Origin of the sequence: Chryseobacterium gleum (assembly GCF_900636535.1) — a bacterium.
Lineage (GTDB): Bacteria > Bacteroidota > Bacteroidia > Flavobacteriales > Weeksellaceae > Chryseobacterium > Chryseobacterium gleum.
Window position 1 is genome coordinate 792555 of sequence record NZ_LR134289.1, and the last position, 21004, is coordinate 813558.

Here is a 21004-nt window from a genome sequence, read left to right on the forward strand (position 1 = left end):
ATAACCCGAAGTGGCACTCATTGGCACTCAAAGGCAGTGTTTGGCGTTTTACTTACCCGTAGGAGGGTTAAAGCTCTCTCGAATAAACTGATGTACATCGGATAGCTTATAATAGAGTTTTCCGCTTATCGTATAATAGGGCAGTTTGCCAATGGAACGATAACGCTGGAGGGAGCGGTTGCTGATTTTCAGCATTTGCAATAAATCCTGATTGTCGAGCAGTTCCTCGCCGTCTATGCTGTTACGTTTCTTCTGTAAATCGTCTATATGGTTACTCAACATATCCAGCCTATCCATTATCCGCTCCATCCACGACAAAAATTCCATTCTATCAATATTCATAGCTTTTACTTTTAATGGTTCATACCTGTTATTTGCCTGATTTCAGTTTTCTGCCTTTTTCGATGTAGCTTTTGCCCTTTGCCATAAGCTCCTCTACATATTCATCGCTACTTTGTACGGCATTGGCGTTAAGCATATCCTTGATTGCTCCAATCGTATAGAAGTATTGCCCGTAAATTTTGGAGTAGGTTATTTCGCCTTTGGTACGCATACGCCACAAAGTTTTTTCGCTGATATGCAGGTATTGGCAGACCTCGTGATTATTGAGCCACAAATCATCATAGCTTGTGTCGTCCAATCTTTTCAGGTAGTCCGCAATAGCGTTGATACGGCTGTTAAGCTGTTTCCACGCTTCTTCTTCGATTGTGATTATTTTCATCGCATTGCTCTTTAATGTTCACAATGCAAAATTGCAAAAGGTGGCAGTGTTTGGCGGGCAAGGCATATCCATTGATTTTGCGGTTTTTTGAAAATTTTTGCAATCGGGATAAATCCTTGTTTTATAAGGCTTACACGGGATTTTGGTGTTTTAGGCTTGAATTTGCTGTCAATAGCCAATGGGCTATATATTGACAATCGTGGCAAACAAAAAGGCAGTACACCATTGATGTACTGCCTTTGAACAAAGACCAGCATTAAGGCTAAAGGTCTTTATCCATATATTCCTCTAACGAATTTTTCAGTTGGTCTAAATACGTTGTTCGGGAACCGCTACGGGTTTTCATTTTGTGGAATGAGTGATGCAGGTCGCCAAACGTAATCCCAAATAGAACCTGAAACATTAAACTGATTTTTCGGATACTGATTTTACCGTGAGAAATTGAAGCGGAAGCATAAAGGGCATAAATCAATTCAATAAGTGCATTTTTGCTTTCCGTCCAAAATATATCTTTGGAGCTTTCAGGCTTCTGAAAAATTGCATCGGGGTTTTCGTCAGGATTGATTTTGGTAAGTAGGTAAGAGTAGAGTAATTCGTTGGCGATAATCCTCGCTGTTTTATAGTCATAGAAAGTAGAAAATTCGGGGTCTATTTCAAAGACTATACTGTTTAGCCCGTCGTGGTAGTTTATATTTCCCCGTTTAAAATAAATATGGTCACGGTCTGTACGTCCTGAACGATAATACCTGTAAAAGTCGGAGTTGCAAATATGCTCAATGTATTCTCGTTTCAGGTTGGCTAATTGGCTCGAAAAATAGCTGAAATACATTTTACCATTGCTGACGGGGCAGGTAGTTTCAATCCGGTAAACCTTATTATAGTAAATCAGCTTCCCGAGGATTTGAGGTTTAATAGTTCGGAAAAATTGTATTTCTTCCTCATCGTTTTTAAAGCCCATTTCAATTACTTGCTTTTTAACCTCGAATAAAAGGTCTTGCAGATACAAAGTCATTTGATAAGCCTCATCAATCAGTCTTGTACTTTGCGATGAAATCTTATCTTCTTTATTATGTATCTCTAAAATGATAGTGTGTAAAGAATGTTTCATAGCTAATAATTTTGTGTTGTTATCAATCTTTAAATTCAGTTTACACCGAATTAATACACAAAATTTCTAACATTGATTGATAATACTACCCAAGTTCAACCCAACTGTGGTAATATTTTTTTTCGGTAGTGGGGGGCAACTGTGGAAATAAATTTACAAAAATTTTGTATGACACATAAAAAAAAGACACATAAAAAAATAGGACGGAAAATTAATATTACCGTCCTATTTTTTTGTATATTTGCTACTGATTTACAAGGTAATCAAATGAAAGTGAGTGCAACAAGCACCATAACTAAATCGTTACCGATAAGGTTTTCAATTCTTGTAAACTACTCTTTTTGAAATACTTTCAACCTTATTAATCTTTTTTAGAAAAAATAATTATTCCCTAATTCTTTTTTAATTTCTTTAAGATTCCTGAATTAATACTATAAAAACATATCCGGTAAAATGTAATTCGCCGTTATATGAATTGTAGACCGGTTTTCTATAAAGAATAAGAAATGATTGAATGAGATTGTCACCTGAAAATCCGATTATGTAAGCCAATAATCAAACAAACGTTTACCTTTTTTGTGACCCTGCTCATAAAATTCCGGATAGTTTTTGCATTAAATTGCTTAAAAACCTTATCACATGAGTCCAAAGATATTCAAAGGCGTTCCTGCACAAAAGTCCGGAGGTTTCCATGATACGGAAAGCAGAAAAGTATACAGGCAGGATTTGATTCCGCTGAAATTTACCATATTAAAAGAAAGATTTTTCTCAGTGAATCAATGGGAAAGTTATAGCGGTAAAGCATTTGCAGCATTTAAATTATACGATTCCGATGGTAATGCGGTCAACCGGGAGCCTCAGAAAGGTGATTTTATCCGGATTGACATTCCGGGACCGGGAGAACCTGACGCCAAAGGATATGACTGGGTAGAAGTTACAGATATTTGTTTCTACCAAGACAGCTTTTCTGAAAGTATATCCATGACCTGCAGGCCTTCCATAAATCCCCAGGATAAAAAAAACCGTCATATTGCCCATTTTTATGGTTCCGCAGCTACTTCTACCTTCATGATATCCAGAAATCCTGATCATCTGAAAGCAGCAGTATACGGACGGAATGAACGGCCCAATTTTAATGCGAAATTCTTTGATGTAATAAGAAATCTTTTCATTGCCATTCCCGGAATGTTCGGAGTTGCCAAAATACAATGGAAACAACTTACTGATAGTTTTTTAGATTTTGATTAAAAATCTCTGTACCTTTTTTGATCTAGATCAAAGTTTTGTGTTAACTGTTCGGAGACCTTTGCACCCGAATATTTTAAACAAAATTTATGAGTACAACATTAGAAAAAGGGCAGACTATTAATTTCTACCAGGCGACCGCTCCGATTATTATTTCGGTATTCGGAGTTTACATGACGATAGGAATTGCTTTGGGGGTACTTCCCAGGTTTGTTCAGAGCAGCTTAGGTTTTGAAAGTATAATGGTGGGACTTGTCATTGGCCTTCAGTTCCTTTCAACACTCTTAACGCGGGCCTATTCCGGCAAAATCACAGATACAAAAGGCGCTAAGAAAAGTAAAATGTCGGGAGTAATACTAGCTGTCATTGCCGGTATTATTTATGTACTGGCGGTATTATTCCAGGCTCATCCGCTGCTGGCACTTATCTTTCTTTTACTGGCAAGAATTATTCATGGGGTAGGTGAAAGTTTCCTGGTTACAGGAGCATTAACCTGGGGAATAGGGCTCGTAGGACATACCAGTTCAGGAAAAGTAATGACGTGGAATGGTATTGCCATGTATGCAGGAATTGCAATCGGAGCACCTATCAGCATCTGGCTAAGTAAAGAATATGATATTCTGCCTGCTTTTGCCCTTATTGCCTTACTTTCGGTGATAAGCTGGCTTTCCACCGCCAATCTTCCCTCTATTCCTGTAGATAAAGAACATATACGAACACCTTTCTATAAGGTAATTGGTGCCATATCCGGACAGGGACTAAGCCTTGCTTTTTCATCAATGGCTTTTGGATGTATTGCTTCTTTCATTGCTTTATTTTTCTCACAGAAGAATTGGGGTGATGCTTCACTTGCCTTTATGGTCTTCGGGGCTTGCTATGTGCTGACCAGAATTCTATTTGCTTCCTTTCCGGATAAATACGGAGGTTTTACGATTGCTTTACTTTCTCTGATCATTGAAGTAGCAGGACAGCTGCTGATCTGGACGTCTGCATCCAAAACATTGGCCATTACCGGATGTGGATTGACGGGTGTTGGATTTTCATTGGTTTTTCCTGCGCTCGGAGTTCTTGCCATTCAAAAAGTAAAACCTCAGATGAGAGGAACAGCATTGGGAGCATATGTGGCTTTTGTTGACCTTTCATTAGGACTGGCAGGACCCATTGCAGGGTTAATCGCATGCTGGTTTGATTACCAGACCGTGTATCTTTTCGGAGGCATCAGCTGTATAGTGTCTATCGTAATTCTATTAATTAATAAAAAATAAGAATGGAAAATTCTGTAATTGCTCAGGCAGAGAAAACAAAAAAAATACGCTCTGCATTTATGGTTAAAAACAAACAATATCTTACGCCTCACCTTATCCGTGTGGTATTTAAAATAAATGATAACCAGGCTGAATTATTGGTTAATGTACGCTCCGGTTCAAACAACAAAATATTTATACCGGCTGAAGAGGGAAGTGCTCCCTTTATCAGAACATATACCAACAGAAAGATTGATCTGGAAAATCGTGAACTGATTATAGATTTTGTAGCGCATGGTGATAACGGACCGGCTTCTGCCTGGGCACTGAAAGCCAATCCGGGTGATATACTGGAAATAGGGATGAAAGAAAGTACAAGACCTTTAGTTCCCCATGCTGATTTTTATCTCCTGGCCGGGGATGCTACAGCATTGCCGGTCATCTGTGCCATAGCAGAGCAGCTTCCTTCTTACGTAACAGCAAAAATCATATTGGAAGTTGCAGGCAGGGAAGATGAGCTTATTCTGTGTTCTGCCGCAGATATTACGGTGGAATGGCTTCACAATCCTCATCCTGAAAACGGAAGTCAGCTTTCAGAAAAAGTTAAATCTGTCCGGTTTCCATCCGGAGCCCTGAAAGAATATGTGTATATCGCAGCAGAATACACAACGGTGCATGAGCTTCGTACCCATTTTAAAACAAACCTGAAATGGGATCCCCATGCGATGTATGCCTCTTCCTATTGGAGAGCTGGGCAAGCAGAAGGAAAATCATCTGAAAGCACCTAAGAAGCCGGAATAGCAGTAAGTTTTTTAACATATTTATTGCTAAATTTGCTGTGACTGATTTAAATAAATGGAAGACGTATTAGTTTCATATATTAAAAGCAAAATATCAATAACAGATGAAGAATTGAAAGTTATTCTTTCTTATTTCAAACCTGTCAAATTAAAAAAGAACGAGCTTCTTGTTACCAATGTTCATTCTCCTAAGAAAACATTCTTTGTTGTAAAAGGCTGTTTACGGATATTTTATATTAATAAGGAGGGGCAGGACTCTACAAGATATTTTGCTTTTGAAAATCAGTTTGCCACAGCACTTCATACCTTTATTACTTCAGAACCTTCTGATGAGCTTCTCCAGGCTGTGGAAGATTCGGAGGTCTATTATATTACCCATCAGGATTTTTATCATTTATTGGACATTATTCCCCAGTGGGAAAAATTTTACAGAATTTATATTGAAATTGCCTGCATTGCCAACACCAAAAGGCTGATGTCTTTTATGGTGCAGGATGCTCTTGAAAAATACAAACAATTACTGGAAGAAAACCCGATTATTGTACGCCGCCTTTCTAATAAAATGGTAGCTTCCTATCTTAATATTTCACAGGAAACACTGAGCAGACTGAAATCCAGACTTTAATGTTTGTTTGGTAAATCTAACATTATTTCTTATTTATTTGAACCATTTTTAAACTGGAGAAAATTCTCAAAAATTTAATACTAGAGCCTTTTCAGGAAAAATTTAAGCCCTATATTTGCACTGATGTTAAAATGGTTTTCCATATTATGTTCGATGATGTATGTACTGGCTACCACCAATGCGGGGGAAGTACTGAAGGTGCCTATGTTTGTTGAACACTTCATGGAATACCAGGGAAGTCTTTCAGAATTTGTAATGGAGCATTATGATAACCACAAACAGGATTCTGACTGGGATACAGACCAGAAACTGCCTTTTATCAATCCACCTATTGTACTGACTGTACATGCCCAGCTTCCGGAACTGACATTCGAAATAAAAAAACCTAAAGAAATTACGGTTTCAAAGAAAACCAGTATCTACAAGGAAAAAGATTTTTCCCATCAGTACCTTTCTCAGATTTTCCAGCCTCCACGGCTTTCATAATTAATTCTATACTGAAACTGCTTTAGCTTTAAAGCAGTCCAATTATTATTACATATCAATTTAACCTGTTGTGCATGATAACGTTGTTTATGATGTATTACTGGCTTTATTTTCTAAGATATGCTGATAAAGCCGGAAGGTTTTCAGTCGCTGTCTGTGAATAAATAAAGACTTCATTCAGAACGTTTTGCTGCCGGGTTATCCATTAATAGTTTTTTCATGTTAAATAAAATTATTGAGTTTTCTGTAAAGAATAAACTCATCATTGCTCTGTTTACAGTGGGACTTGTACTTTTTGGAGTCTATGAAACCACTAAACTTCCCATAGATGCTCAGCCGGATATCACCAATAATCAGGTTCAGATCATTACAACGGCGCCTTCTTACGGTGCAGCAGATATAGAACGGCTTGTTACGTTTCCTATCGAACAGGCTACCAGCAACATCAGCGGAATTACAGAATTAAGAAGCTTTTCACGTTTCGGACTTTCATTAGTAACGGTGGTTTTTGATGACAATACCGATGTGTATTGGGCACGTCAGCAGGTTCAGGAACGTTTACAGCTCGTCCAGGACAATATACCAGCCGGAATTGGCAAACCGGAATTAGGACCCATTTCAACAGGATTGGGGGAAATTTTCCAGTATGTGGTAAGAGCCAAAAAAGGCTATGAAAATGTATATGATGAAACGGAACTTAGGACAATCCAGGACTGGGTGGTCAGAAGACAGCTTCTGGGAACCAAAGGAGTGGCGGATGTCAGCAGTTTCGGAGGAAAGCTGAAACAATACGAAATTGCCATTAATCCCAATCAGCTTCAGGCATTTAATATCAATATCAATGATGTTTTTGCTGCGCTGGAGAAAAACAATCAGAATACGGGAGGTGCTTATATCGAAAAGAAGGAAACTGTTTTGTTTATCCGGAGTGAAGGGCTTTTGGGAAGCACTGAAGATATCGGAAAAATTCAGGTAGCGGAAACCCAGGAAGGAATTCCGGTGCATATCAAAGATGTAGCCTCCGTAAAGATCGGTTATGCGACAAGGTATGGCGCTATGACTTATAATGACACAGGAGAAGTCTCCGGAGCTATCGTCCTGATGCTGAAAGGAGAGAATGCCAATGTCGTGATCGGGAATATTAAAGAAAGACTGGAAAAGATTCAGGAATCATTACCGGAAGGAGTCGTAATTGAACCTTTCCTTGACCGTGCTAAAATGGTAAACAATACGATCAGTACGGTAAAAACAAACCTGATGGAAGGTGCGCTGATTGTCGTTTTCATTCTTGTTTTATTTTTAGGAAACTTCAGAGCAGGATTACTGGTTGCTTCTGTAATTCCTTTAGCTATGCTTTTTGCCATCATCATGATGAATATCTTTGGCGTTGGAGGAAACCTTATGAGTCTCGGAGCCCTTGATTTCGGACTTATTGTAGACGGAGCCGTTATCATCGTAGAAGCAGTACTGCACCAGCTCGCCCATAAAAAACACTTTGGAAAAGACAATATGCTCAGCAAAAGGGAAATGGATGATCAGGTTTCAGGCTCGGCTACCAAGATGGTTAACAGCGCTGTTTTCGGACAGATCATTATTTTAATTGTGTATCTCCCGATCTTTACACTTCAGGGGATTGAAGGAAAGATGTTCAAGCCTATGGCACAGACGGTTGCTTTTGCGCTGATCGGTGCATTTATCCTTTCTCTGACCTATATTCCGATGATGAGTTCTCTGGTATTAAGCAGAAAAAAGAAAGAAAAAGAAAACATCTCAGACCGTGTGATGGGTAAAGTGGAAACAGGACACCAGAAGCTCCTGATGAAAGCTCTTAAATACAGAAAAACAATAATCCTGAGTGTGTTGATCCTTTTTGCAGGTGCCGTTTTTACCCTTTCCAGAATGGGAGGAGAATTTATTCCGTCTTTGGAAGAAGGTGACTTTGCTGTTGAAATGAGAATCCTTCAGGGAAGCAACATCAACGAAACAAAAAAAGCAACTACGCAGGCCGGGCATATTCTTTTAACGCAGTTTCCCGAAGTAGAAAAAGTAGTGACCAAAATCGGTAGTGCTGAAATTCCTACAGAACCCATGCCCATGGATGCAGGGGATATTATCATTGTTTTAAAGCCTAAAAAGGAATGGACATCTGCCAAAACATTTCCGGAGCTTTCCGATAAAATGAGTAAGGCATTAAGCGTTATTCCGGGATTGACAACCAGCTTCCAGTTTCCTGTACAAATGCGTTTCAATGAGCTGATGACGGGAGCAAGACAGGATGTGGTTTGCAAAATTTATGGTGAAGACCTGGACAGTCTTGCTTCGTATGCAAAAAAGATGGGAAGCATCATCAATACCGTAAAAGGTGCCCAGGATCTTTATATTGAGCCCGTGGTAGGTGCTCCGCAGGTGGTTATTGACTATAACCGTTCTGAACTGTCCCGTTATAATATTTCAGTAGCAGATATCAACAGAGTGATCAACATGGCTTTTGCAGGCCAGACCGCAGGCGCTTTATATGAAGGTGAAAAGAAATTTGACATCGTTGTCCGGATGGATAATGAGCATAAAAAAGATATTACAAGCATTCAAAATCTTCTGGTTCCTACTACTTCGGGAGAACAGATTCCGTTGTCACAACTGGCTAAAGTAGAATTTAAAAACAGTCCGAACCAGATTCAGAGAGAAGATACGAAAAGGAGAATCATTGTAGGTTTCAACGTAAGAGGAAGAGATGTTCAGAGTATCGTGGAAGAACTTCAGCAAAAAGCCGGTAAAAGCCTTAAACTCTCACCGGGATATACGGTTTCGTACGGCGGTGCTTTTGAAAATCTGAATGAAGCTAAAGCCAGACTTGGAGTTGCCGTTCCAATTTCATTAGTAATGATTTTCCTATTGTTATTCTTTGCTTTCGGTTCTGTAAAACACAGCTTGCTGATCTACACTGCCATTCCTTTGTCTGCTATCGGAGGGGTTTATTTTCTGGCGTTGAGAGGGATGCCATTCAGTATCAGTGCAGGCGTAGGGTTTATAGCATTATTCGGTGTTGCAGTACTTAATGGAATTGTTTTGATATCAGAATTTAACCGATTGAAAAAGAACGGAATAACCAATACCAGCAGAATTGTACTGATAGGAACAAAAATCAGGCTTCGCCCGGTTTTGATGACAGCTTTTGTAGCTTCTTTAGGGTTCCTTCCTATGGCCATCAGCAATGGCGCGGGAGCGGAAGTACAGAGACCTTTAGCAACTGTAGTAATCGGCGGTTTAATGCTGGCAACCCTTTTAACCTTGTTTGTACTTCCTATTCTGTACGTCCTGTTTGAACATATTAATAAAGATAAAATGAAATTCTCTAAAAAACCCAACTATAAAAAACTGTCTGTTTTCTTACTGATGATCTCCTTTGGAAGCTATCAGGCTCAGGAAAATATTACTTATGACCAGGCTCTGGAAAAAGCATACCAGCAAAATGGTACTCTTAAAAATTCAAAATTAGTATCCGATTATCAGGAAAAACTGAAAGCCAGCTACCTGAATATTCCCCAGATGGAAGTTACCGGAGGGTTTGGGCAGATTCAGGGTGAGGAAACCGATAATTCATTCGGAATTTCTCAGCGATTCAGCTTTCCGACGGTATATTCAAAAAGAAAGCAGATGCTGGATGCCGAATGGTCTGCCAGTATTATCAGTCAGAATCTGACAAAGACACAGCTTACCAAAGAAGTGACAGATGTTTTCTACAGAATATTGGTTCTTCAGGAAAAGAAAAAAGTGCTGGAATATATCAGCCAGCTGTACAATAATTTTGCCGATAAAGCCGGATTAAGATTAAAAAAAGGGGAAGCCAACATTCTGGAAGAATCCACAGCAGAAATCCAGAAAGAGCAGGTAAAAGTTCAGCTTAATACTCTTGAAAATGACCTGAACATCGCAAAACTTCAGCTTCAGCTGTTACTTCAGTCAGAGGTTCCTTACCAGCCCATAGCTGATCAACCAACGATCAATTTGGGTCTTCAGATCTCTGAAGAAATGGTAAAGCAGCATCCTGAACTTCAATATCTGCAGCAACAGATCAAAGTAGGAGAAGCAGAAGTACAGCTGGAAAAAAGCAGACTGCTTCCGGATCTCCTGGTGGGATATACCAATCAAAGTATGAAAAACATCAACAATAACCGTTTCAACTCCGTTCAGGTGGGTGTAGGAATTCCTTTATTTACAAAAGGGCAAAGAGCTTTGGCAAAAGCAGCACAGGCAAAAATTGCCATCTCCGAAAATCAGTACCAAAGAAAAGAAATTGAACTTAAAAACAGGTTAAAGCAGCAGCTGGCCAATTATATGAATCAACAGCGGATCATTGAAAATTATGAACAAAAACAGCTTCCAAAATCTGACACGATTTTAAAAACAGCACAGAAACAGATGGAAGTGGGGGAAATTGATTATCTGGATTGGGTAATCCTGGTGAACCAGGCCGTAAAAACCAAAGCAGATTATATTGACCAGCTGGAAAAGCTCAATCAGACAGGAGCAGAACTTCAATTCTTAATTTCAAAATAACTACGTCATGCATTTCAAGAATATATCTCTATACAGCCTTGCTCTAATTCTCACTGTAGCTTCATGTTCAAAGAAAGAGGAAGAAAAAACGGTTTACGAAAACACAAAATTTACCAAGAACAATGAAAATACAGTTCATCTGACTGAAAAACAGATTCAGTCTGTAGGATTGACAACCACCACAGTTCAGGACAGAAATATGGAAAAGCTGATGAAACTGAACGGGAAAGTAGAAATTGCGCCGTCTCACATCAGTTTGGTTTCCAGCATCATGGGCGGACACATCAAGTCTATTAATGTGATTAACGGAAGCCATTTCAGCAAAGGACAGGTGCTTGCTGTGGTAGAGGATCCGCAATTTATACAGCTACAGCAGGATTATCTGGTGACAAAAGCTCAACTGGAAGCCGCAAGACTGAACTTCAACCGTCAGAAAGATCTGAATACCAGCAAAGCCAGTAGCGATAAGACCATGCAGACCGCTCAGGCAGAATATTCCACTCTGAATGCTACGTTAAAAGGCCTCGAGGAAAAGCTCAGAATTATTGGAATTAATGCCAAAGGACTAAGTACGGGAAATATCAGAAGTAAAATCAATATCTACGCTCCGTTTACAGGTTTTGTAAGCAAAATCCTTGTCAGTAACGGACAATATATCAATCCGGCAGATACTTTATTTGAGCTGATTAATCCATCCGGATTATTGTTGGAATTAAAGGTTTTTGAAAATGATGTAAATGATGTGAAAGTCGGGCAGGAGATCCTGGTCTACAACAATCAGAATCCGGGTGTGAAGTCAAATGCCAGGATTATCAGTGTAGTTCCAAGTATTGAAAACGGAGGTTCTGCAACTGCAGTAGCCAGATTATCATCTGTGAATACTGAATTTGTAAAAGGAATGTATGTTAATGCCGAAGTCAATATCAGCAGCCGCTACACAATGGGACTTCCTAACGAGGCCGTGGTTTCTTTTGAAAACAAAAATTATGTTTTTGAAGACCTTGGAAAATCCGGTTATAAAATGATTCCTGTGGCAGTCGGAATTTCAGATGATCAGTTTACGGAAATCTTAAAAGCTGATGTCTTAAAGGATAAGAAAATTGTACAGAAAGGAGCTTACAGCCTTCTGATGATGCTTAAAAACAAAGCGGAATAGCTTTAAATAATATAATACCATTAACAAAAGATCAATCGAAAGATTGGTCTTTTTGTTTTATAAAATTTCAGTGACAAAGTCGCAGTTCTTTACTTAAAAAATGACATTTGACATGTTTATTATATTACAAAATGTTATTTAACGCATAATTCATTTTAAAATAATATTTTTATGGCAGTGAATAGTTGTAAAGGATTTTTAGATAAATAAAAAGAATTTTTATCAAAACTTTATGACAAAAAAACCTTTGCACAATTTCCATATTCCGGTGATGGGACTGGCTTATACAATAGACAGCCCGATTCGTGTTGCGCAGTATGGAATATCTTCTGTGATCTCCATCATTGATGATGAAATCCTTGAGAAGATGAAGAACTTTTACAATAAAAAGTTCAATCTTGACTATTTCGGTATCTCCACAAAAACTGAGGATTACAGAGCCAGAAGAATTACTGCCTATCTGGATATGGTAGATGATATCGTGAATGAAAAATTTGAATCTTTCAAACAGGAAATCAGCAGAAATAAAGAGGCATTGAAAGACTTTATGGCTATGCTTCCCAATACTTCAGACCTCAAAAACAGCCTTCAAAGCCTTATCCATCAGAAAGACAACTGGAGTTCCCAGATTAAAAGTTTCATTGAATCCAATTTAAATCCCGGAAGTATTGATGTCAATATCATGACGAAAGTAGATAAGGATAATTATCATCAGAACGAACAGCTCCCGGTCATGTATAACGACGCTCACGCTTCACTTCGGGGATTTGCCAGAAGCAAGCTTTCATCATCAGTCGTACTTTCTGCAGGAATGAATCCCCGCCTATATAGCTATATGGAAGAATTTGAAGATTTTTTCCCGGATGAAAACGGAAAGATCAAAAAGAAAATCATCCTTAAAGTAAGTGACTTCCGTTCTGCCATGATCCAGGGAAATTTCCTGGCTAAAAAAGGATTGTGGGTTTCAGAATACAGGATAGAGTCCGGACTGAATTGTGGAGGCCATGCCTTTGCTACCGAAGGAATGCTTCTCGGACCGATTATGGAAGAATTCAAGCAGAAAAAAAATGATTTGATACAATCTGCCCATTCCTTAATGATCACTGCTTTAGAACAAAAAGGGAAGCCTGTAATATCCGGGCCTTTAGAAATGAAAATTACGGTTCAGGGTGGAGTAGGTACTTCCGAAGAACATGAGTTTTTATTGGCGAATTATCATGTTGACAGCGTAGGTTGGGGATCACCTTTTTTACTGGTACCTGAAGCTACTTCTGTAGATGCTGAAACCCGTAATCTGCTTTTACAATCAAAAGAACAGGATTTCTATCTGAGCAATATTTCTCCATTGGGAGTGCCTTTCAATACGGTAAAAGGAACCTCCAATGAAAAACTGAAATACGAAAAAGAATCAAAAGGCAAATACGGAAGTTCATGTCCTAAAAAGCTCCTCGCTTTGAGTAAAGAATTTTCTCCGGAAGGAACCTGTACAGCCTCCAGAAAATATCAGGATATCAAACTGAAAGAACTTTATGCTGAAAAAGAAACGCTGACAGAGGCAGAATTTGAAAAAAGAAAGGCTGCAATCACCGATAAGGCGTGTCTCTGTGTAGGTTTGGTAAACGCTGCTTATATGGAACAAAATCTTGAAATCAAAGGTGAAAAACAAGGCGTTGTGATATGTCCAGGACCCAATATTGCCTTTTTTGATAAGGAGGTTTCCCTTTCAGATATGGTAAAACATATTTACGGAAATACGAATATTCTTCCCGATAACCAACGTCCGAATATGTTTATTAATGAACTGAAAATGTACGTGGAATATCTGAGAAAGGAAATTACAGATTCATCAGTACAGATCACCCATTCGCAAACCAAGAAGTGGAATACTTTCAGGAAAAATGTACTTGAAGGGATAAAATACTATCAGGAGCTTTTTAAAAATTCTTCACACTTCAGAAACGGATTATCTGTTATCAATCACCAATTACAAGAATATCAACTTCAGCTTATGGCCATTGAGATTCCACAGGTTGAAAAATAACTATATTTTTATCGGAAAACGCAGAGAGGCAAAGATTTATGAAATGATCATGCATTTAAGACGTATGAAAATCAAAGATTTTCAGCAAGTATCCATCCATTGTACGGTATACAGTTGTATCTGCGATAAAATCCTTGCGCCTTATAGCATCATTACGAGTAAGGTTTTGCGTCTTTGCGTTCTCCAACAGATAATAGGCAAAAAAACTTAGTAAACATCAGCATTTTCATTCATAATAACTATAGAGAAAATGGCTATTTTAAATATTCTTCAGATTTAATATTTCCTACCTTAGCAGTCACTTAGTAAAATTATTTTTATGGAAAAAAGAAAAATCAAAAACACTGATTTAACGATTGCCCCAATCAATTTCGGAGGGAATGTTTTTGGATGGACGCTGGATGAGAAGCAGTCATTTGATATACTGGACCGTTTTACAGAAGCAGGATTCAACTTTATAGACACGGCAGATACTTATTCATGGTGGGTGAACGGGAAAGGCGGACAGTCTGAAGAAATTATCGGAAAATGGATGAAAAGCCGTAACAACCGTAACGATATTGTTTTGGCAACAAAAGTAGGTTCACAAACAAAAGAACATGGCTTTGATATCAGCAGAAAGCATATCTTAAAATCCGTAGATGAGTCACTGCAGAGACTTCAGACGGATCATATTGATCTCTATTATACCCATTTTGATGACGATACCACTCCGGTAGAAGAAACGCTGTCCGCTTATGATGAGATTATTAAAGCAGGAAAAGTACGGTATATTGCAGCTTCCAATCTGTCTCCGGAACGTCTGAAAGCATCATTTGACGCGGCAGAAAAGAATAATCTTCCTAAATATGTTGCATTGCAGCCTCATTATAACCTGGTGGAAAGAGAAGGTTTTGAGCAAAACTATGCCCCTTTGGCGGATCAGTTTGATTTAAGTGTGTTTCCATATTGGTCTCTGGCAGCTGGCTTTTTAACAGGTAAATACCGTACGGAAGCAGATCTTGCAAAAAGTGCGAGAGGTGAAGGGGTAAGAAAATATTTAAATGATAAAGGACTTGATGTTTTAAAGGCTTTGGACCAGGTAAGTGCCAAGCATAATACCACACAGGGAACCGTTTCCCTGGCATGGCTGTTATCGAATCCATTGATCACAGCACCTATTGTAAGTGCTACGAGTGCATCACAGCTGGAAACAGTATTCAATGCGCCAAAGCTTGTTTTGGATCAGGAAGATATTGATCTGCTCAATAACGCAAGCAACTAATTTTTTCGACTTTCATTATAGATTAAAAAGAAATCCGTTCAGCTATTGAACGGATTTTTTGTTATTCGACCATGCTTACCACCCTGTCAAAATCCTTTGAATTCAGAGGAGAGGAATTGAGTTCTTCAGGTGTCATATTGTACGTCAATATTTAATCAGAGTATTCTTTCAGAAGCTGTCTGTAGCTCATCAATATAGATGATTTAGAAATAAATCCTATAAAATCATTATTTTCACTCACTACCGGAAGATTCCAGACACCGGTATCATCAAAAGTCTGGAGAATATCCAGTGGCTTATTTTCACGGTGAAGAACTGCCGGTGGTGCTTTCATAATCTGAGTGATCGATTGGGAAGTTTCTATTTCTTTATTAAAGAGATAAGGTCTTATATCGTCCAGGGTAAGCACTCCTTTCAGCTTTCTGCTGTCATCTACAACAGCGAAAATATTTTTATCTCCGTTCTTTACCATTTCAAACAGTTCCGTAACCGAAGCATTCTGATTGATGGTCTGAGAGTATTGATCAATAAAATCCTCCGTTCTTAAAGCAAAGAGCAGGTTTTTATCATGTTTATTGGTGAATATTTTTCCCTGATCTGCCAAAGATTTCAGTTCCGGAGAAATTGGTGAGAACCATTTGGCAATAAGATAAGATATCACGGAAACAATCATTAGCGGGATAAACAAATCATATCCGAAACTGGATTCTGCGATCAGAAATATTGCAGTAAGCGGGGCATACAGTACACCGCTCATTGCTCCGGCCATTCCAACCAGAACAAGATTGGTCACAGGAACATCTGTAAATCCCAGATGCTGGCATACCAGTGCAAACAAATACCCTAAAGTTCCGCCGGCAAAAAGAGACGGGGCAAAATTCCCTCCGTTTCCACCACTGAATATGGTAAAAGAAGTAGCAAAACCTTTTAAAAGCAGAACCAGAACTAAAAATATGATAATCGTCCAGTCACCGATTTCAAAATATCTGAAAAAACTGTTTTCAATAATAGAGTAGGTATTCCCGTTTGTAAAGGCTTTCACGGTTTCATACCCTTCCCCGAATAAAGGTGGAAACAAAACGCATAACAGCGAAAGAACAGCGCCTCCAAACATCGCTTTACGCATTCTTGAAAGCTGAAGTCCCTTTATGAAATGTTCCACTTTTTGAGAAATAACCACAAAATAACGGGCATATAAACCTGTAACAATCCCTAAAATAAGATAGTAGGGAACATTTTTATAATTGAAGGCATCTCTGGTATAAAACCTGAAAAGCACATCTTCCTGAAGTAAAATTCTTGACAAGAGACTTCCGCAGACTGCTGCAACTACCAAAGGAATAAAGTCTGTAAAAACTACTCCGGTTAGAAGAATTTCAAAAGCAAACATGATCCCTGCAATTGGCGCATTAAATGCTGAAGCAATCCCGGCAGTAGCACCAGCTGCCAGCAGCAAAGTACGTTCTTTATAACTTAGCCTGTAGGTTTGCGCATAGTTTGAACCAATAGCAGCTCCGGTAACGGCAATGGGACTCTCCAGTCCTGCAGATCCACCCAATCCCACGGTAACAGCACTCTGTATCACCTGGGAATACATTTTAACGGAAGCCACAATGCTGGAATTCTGTGCAATCTCATACAAAATAGCTCCTATTCCTTTACGGTCCTGCCCTTTGAAAAGTGTCAGAACAATCATGGTAGTCAGGACAATCCCTAAAAAAGGAAAAACGATATAGAATAAAATCTGATATTCAAAATGTACTTTATTGGTAATAAAATAATGAATATTGTGTACCAGAGTTTTAAGAATCACTCCTGCGAGGCCGGCCGTACAGCCTACAAGAATCCCGGAAAGCACAAGAAACTGGTTCCTGCTCAGTCTGTTGTTCAGCCAATGCAGAATAAGCTCATAACTGCGTGCTTTTTCCAATCCGTATTTCTGGAAATCTCTTTTAAATTTAAGGAAGCTCAGGTACTTTTTTTTGTTGTGAATTTTCACCTTGGAAACATTTTTATGCTGCTATGAAACAGATACAGCTCCGTAAATTTATGAAATATCTTACAAAAAACAGCCAAAAGCAGGTTTTTCAACCTTTATCTTGTCAGATTTTTCCTGTTTATGATGATTCTATTTTGTTTGATTTTCCTGATAAAAGTAAGCCTGCAGCCATTGCTCCTATGAGTCCGGCACCTGCCCATAGCAAAGTTTTTTTAGGAAAGGAAAACAATGTTTTTCCGTCTATTCCCATATTACCTTCGGAGGGCTCTAAAACATTTCCTCCCGTTTTATTATCCTTATTAGCATTTTTCATTACCATACGCATTCCTGCTGAAGAGACATAACGGATGATTCCAGGAACCATTTCATATAAATTTTTAAATACAATGGCAGACCAGTCCGGATAGATGACTTCTTTTGGATTTTTAGCGGTCTTTACAATTGCAGAAGCCAGTTTCCGGGGATCAAAAGAGGGTGGAGGGGTACTCAGTTTTATTCCTGAATAATTGGCAGCATGCTCTATTCCCGAAGATTTCTGAAAACCGGGATACAATGCACAGATATGAATATCCGGAAAATCTGAAACCTCCCCCTGTAATGTTTCCACCATACCGCGAACTCCGAATTTTGAGGCTGTATACGCTGTTCCATACGGTGCCGGCATCCATCCGCCAATAGAAATATTATTGAGCAGTACTCCTTTTTTTTTGCTTTTTAAATACAGGAAGTACCGCATGAGCTGCGTGCATGTATCCTAAGAGATTTGTTTTAACAATCTGGTCTGTAACATCTACCGGAATTTCCTCAAATTTACCAAATGCCAAAACTCCCGCATTATTTACCCAATAATCAATTTTGCCACTGAATTCAAGGGCTTGTTTGACAAGATTCTGAACATCTTCAGCTACGGAAGTATCGGTAGGTACTGCAATTACAGTAGCCCCGAGCTTTCTGCATAATTCTGCTGTCTCTTTAAGTGCGTCTTCACCTCTTGCTGCCAGAACAAGGTCTGCACCCTGTTCTGCAAAAGCCTCTGCTGTGGCTTTACCAACTCCGCTTGATGCTCCTGTAATAACCACTGTTTCTCCGAAAAAAGGAGGTCTTCTTTGATTTTTCATACTATAAGATTTTAGTGTTGGTGTTTATTATGTAATTATGCGTTGCCTGTCGTATTTCTTTTCGGAAAAAGAATAAGCCTGATGGATGGATTGTTGGTGATAAATAAACGGAACCAGTCCACTGCCAGCTGAATTTTGTTTTTGAACCCTACAAGAGGAATAATGTGAATAAAAAGCCAGGTGAGCCAGGCAATAAAACCATTAAAGGAATGCTTCGGAAGATCCACTACAGCATTGTATTTTGAAATGATAGCCATACTTCCTTTATCATTGTAATGAAACGGCTCCAGCACTTTTCCATCTTCTATACGTTTGAAATTGGCGGCAAGATTTTTACCCTGCTGAATGGCAACCTGAGCCAGCTGAGGATGCCCCTTAGGATATTTTTCTTCTGAAAGCATCAGTGCTATGTCTCCCAGTGCATAAATAGTATTGGTTCCTTCTACTTTATTATAGGCATCCACCAGAATTCTCCTTCCTTTTCCTATACTGTTTTCCGGCAATCCAGGAACTTCTTTTCCGATCACTCCGGAAGTCCAGATCAGCGTTTCTGTTTCAATAATGTTTCCGTCGCTTAAGATGACTTTGTTATCGGTATAATCCTTTACAGAAACATTCAATACAATTTTAACACCTAATTCTTTCAGTTTTTCATAAGCTGTCTTCTGAGCCAGCTTACTCATCGGGGAAAGAAGGGTAGGCAGTGCGTCTATAAGATAAAGATTGGAAAGGCCTAACTTAATTTCCGGATATTCTTTCTGAGCAATATACCTTCCCATCTCTGCAAGCATTCCTGCCAGTTCAACCCCTGTAGGACCACCACCTGCAATAACGATGTTCTGAAGCTTTTCGGCTTGTTTGATATCTTTATTACGGGCTGCTTCTTCAAGGGTAAGCAGGATATGATTTCTCAGGTAAAGTGCTTCTTCGATATTCTTCATTGGCAAGGCACATTTCTTTACATTTTCCATTCCGAAAAAGTTGGATTCTGTTCCCAGCGCCAATACCAGATAATCATAACCCAGAGTACCGGTATCCGTATCTATTGTTTTGTTTTCAGGATTTACCCTAATCAGGCTGCCCATATGGAATTTCACATTTCTATTGTTTGAAAACAGCTTTCTGAAAGGGTAGCTGATATTGGAAGCCTCTATAAAAGAAGTGGCCACCTGATAGATCAGGGGTGGAAAAAAATGATAGTTATTCTTATCGACCAGCGTTATTTTGAACCGTTTATCATTTTTGAGAGATTTGATAAGGTTAATACCCGCAAATCCTCCTCCTACGATTAGAATATGCTTTTTCATATGAAATAATTTATTGAAATGGTGTATTACAGTTTATTCAATAACAAGACCAAAGAAGCGATGAAAAAAACATTTAACATAATATTTAAAATATCAAAAGAAGCCTTATAGCTTTACTCATTAAGGATTTCAAAAGGTTGAACACGATCTTTACTTTTAACGTTTCCATGATATCTGCACGATGTTTGCAGCCTGTTTATAACCAACACCATAAAATATTTCAATATGAAAACAGACATTTTAACAGAAAAACACCGACTGGGAATTGGTGGAGTAGCGATCGGAACTGCTTTCGAAAATATCACAGATGAGCAGGCTCATGAAATTCTGCAGACAGCATGGAATACAGGCATCAGATATTATGATACTTCGCCATGGTACGGATTAACAAAAAGCGAACGAAGATTTGGAGATTTCCTGAAAGATCAGGAAAGAAATGATTTTGTTTTTTCAACCAAAGTGGGAAGGCTTTTCCGTGAAGTACCAGAAGCTGAGGTTCCGCCTACCATGTGGAAAAATCCATTGAATTATGATTTCCGCCATGATTATACTGCTGATGCTGTACAGAGGTCTATTGAAGAAAGCCTGAAAAGAACCGGGCTGAACCATATTGATATCGTTTATATTCATGATTTATCCGAAGACCAGGTCGGTGACCGTTATCCCTATTTTCTGGAACAGGCCAGAAAAGGTGCTTTTAAGATTCTTTCCGAACTTAGAGATCAGGGTGTTATAAAAGCCTGGGGAATGGGTGTCAATAAAATAGAACCTATCTTAGACTGTATTGAATCTGCAGATCCGGATATCTGTCTTTCTGCAACACAATACTCAATCCTCGAACATGAAGATGCGGTGGACCGTCTTCTTCCTACTGTCAGAAAAGCTGGTGTAAAACTGGTTTCAGGAGCAGGATACAATTCAGGATATGTGGTAGGAAGGGAGCGTTACAATTATAAAGATGTCATCCCGAAAGGAATGAGTGAAAAACGGGAACGGATGACTTCCATTGCTGAAAAGTACAGTATAAGTCTTGTTGATGCAGCACTCCATTTTGTATTGGCATCTGATGAATTTGCTTCCATTATCCCGGGAGCCAGCAAGCCTGAACAGGTAAAAGATAATAGGGAAGCCCTCAACACTGCTATTCCTGCTGAATTTTGGAAAGAATTAAAAAGTGAAAAGCTGATCTATGAAAAAGCCCAGGTTCCGGGAGAAAAATAACCGGATAGAAAATCAGATAGCGTTAGGAAACGCAATAAGAAAAAGAATTTTTAGTTGTAAAAAATATTGTAGAAATAAGGATTTTGTCTCTGATAAAATCCTATTTTACAAT

General features: G+C 38.8%; 15 protein-coding genes and 1 pseudogene. 10 read left to right on the forward strand and 6 right to left on the reverse strand.

Annotated features, from left to right (window positions below; translation table 11 throughout):
• Positions 1 to 48 precede the first annotated feature (48 nt).
• The 3 genes from EL165_RS03655 to EL165_RS03665 form a co-directional block, all read right to left on the reverse strand.
• Positions 49 to 342: a helix-turn-helix domain-containing protein gene (locus EL165_RS03655; RefSeq protein ID WP_002979402.1), complete on the reverse strand. Its 294-nt coding sequence runs from the start codon at positions 340 to 342 to the stop codon at positions 49 to 51.
• Positions 343 to 370: 28 nt separating this feature from the next.
• Complete coding sequence (locus tag EL165_RS03660; protein ID WP_002979401.1) at positions 371 to 721, reverse strand: helix-turn-helix domain-containing protein; 351 nt, start codon at positions 719 to 721, stop codon at positions 371 to 373.
• A 262-nt stretch (positions 722 to 983) separates the two neighbouring features.
• On the reverse strand, positions 984 to 1829 hold the full coding sequence (locus tag EL165_RS03665) for an RteC domain-containing protein (protein ID WP_002979399.1): 846 nt from the start codon (positions 1827 to 1829) through the stop codon (positions 984 to 986).
• Positions 1830 to 2468: 639 nt separating this feature from the next.
• Between EL165_RS03665 and EL165_RS03670 the strand changes: the two genes are divergently transcribed.
• The 9 genes from EL165_RS03670 (at position 2469) to EL165_RS03710 (ending at position 15247) form a co-directional block, all read left to right on the forward strand.
• A complete protein-coding gene (locus EL165_RS03670; protein ID WP_002979398.1) occupies positions 2469 to 3077 on the forward strand; it encodes a hypothetical protein in 609 nt (202 codons plus the stop codon).
• Between the two features lie 86 nt (positions 3078 to 3163).
• Positions 3164 to 4339, forward strand: coding sequence for an MFS transporter (locus tag EL165_RS03675; RefSeq protein WP_002979397.1), 1176 nt, complete (start codon positions 3164 to 3166; stop codon positions 4337 to 4339).
• 2 nt (positions 4340 to 4341) lie between these two features.
• Positions 4342 to 5106, forward strand: coding sequence for a siderophore-interacting protein (locus EL165_RS03680; RefSeq protein WP_002979396.1), 765 nt, complete (start codon positions 4342 to 4344; stop codon positions 5104 to 5106).
• Positions 5107 to 5173: 67 nt separating this feature from the next.
• Positions 5174 to 5743, forward strand: coding sequence for a Crp/Fnr family transcriptional regulator (locus EL165_RS03685; RefSeq protein ID WP_002979395.1), 570 nt, complete (start codon positions 5174 to 5176; stop codon positions 5741 to 5743).
• A 123-nt stretch (positions 5744 to 5866) separates the two neighbouring features.
• A complete protein-coding gene (locus EL165_RS03690; RefSeq protein ID WP_126358579.1) occupies positions 5867 to 6229 on the forward strand; it encodes a hypothetical protein in 363 nt (120 codons plus the stop codon).
• A gap of 219 nt (positions 6230 to 6448) precedes the next feature.
• Entirely contained in the window at positions 6449 to 10786 is a 4338-nt protein-coding gene (locus EL165_RS03695) for a CusA/CzcA family heavy metal efflux RND transporter (protein WP_002979393.1), read from the forward strand.
• A gap of 7 nt (positions 10787 to 10793) precedes the next feature.
• A complete protein-coding gene (locus tag EL165_RS03700) occupies positions 10794 to 11942 on the forward strand; it encodes an efflux RND transporter periplasmic adaptor subunit (RefSeq protein WP_002979392.1) in 1149 nt (382 codons plus the stop codon).
• A gap of 232 nt (positions 11943 to 12174) precedes the next feature.
• Positions 12175 to 13983: an SHOCT domain-containing protein gene (locus EL165_RS03705; RefSeq protein WP_002979391.1), complete on the forward strand. Its 1809-nt coding sequence runs from the start codon at positions 12175 to 12177 to the stop codon at positions 13981 to 13983.
• A 319-nt stretch (positions 13984 to 14302) separates the two neighbouring features.
• Positions 14303 to 15247, forward strand: a complete 945-nt coding sequence (locus EL165_RS03710) for an aldo/keto reductase (RefSeq protein WP_002979390.1) — start codon at positions 14303 to 14305, stop codon at positions 15245 to 15247.
• A gap of 151 nt (positions 15248 to 15398) precedes the next feature.
• Here EL165_RS03710 and EL165_RS03715 read toward each other — a convergent pair whose 3' ends face one another.
• The 3 genes and pseudogenes from EL165_RS03715 to EL165_RS03725 all read right to left on the reverse strand — a co-directional run bounded on the left by EL165_RS03715 (position 15399) and on the right by EL165_RS03725 (position 19671).
• Complete coding sequence (locus tag EL165_RS03715) at positions 15399 to 17246, reverse strand: chloride channel protein (protein ID WP_002979389.1); 1848 nt, start codon at positions 17244 to 17246, stop codon at positions 15399 to 15401.
• A 118-nt stretch (positions 17247 to 17364) separates the two neighbouring features.
• Positions 17365 to 18364, reverse strand: a pseudogene (locus tag EL165_RS26610) (SDR family oxidoreductase).
• 35 nt (positions 18365 to 18399) lie between these two features.
• Positions 18400 to 19671 carry an NAD(P)/FAD-dependent oxidoreductase gene (locus EL165_RS03725; RefSeq protein WP_002979387.1) on the reverse strand — a complete coding sequence of 424 codons (1272 nt, stop codon included), beginning with the start codon at positions 19669 to 19671 and terminating at the stop codon, positions 18400 to 18402.
• A 225-nt stretch (positions 19672 to 19896) separates the two neighbouring features.
• Here EL165_RS03725 and EL165_RS03730 point away from each other — a divergent pair, with 225 nt between their 5' ends.
• Complete coding sequence (locus tag EL165_RS03730) at positions 19897 to 20892, forward strand: aldo/keto reductase (protein ID WP_002979386.1); 996 nt, start codon at positions 19897 to 19899, stop codon at positions 20890 to 20892.
• The last annotated feature ends 112 nt before the right edge of the window (positions 20893 to 21004 follow it).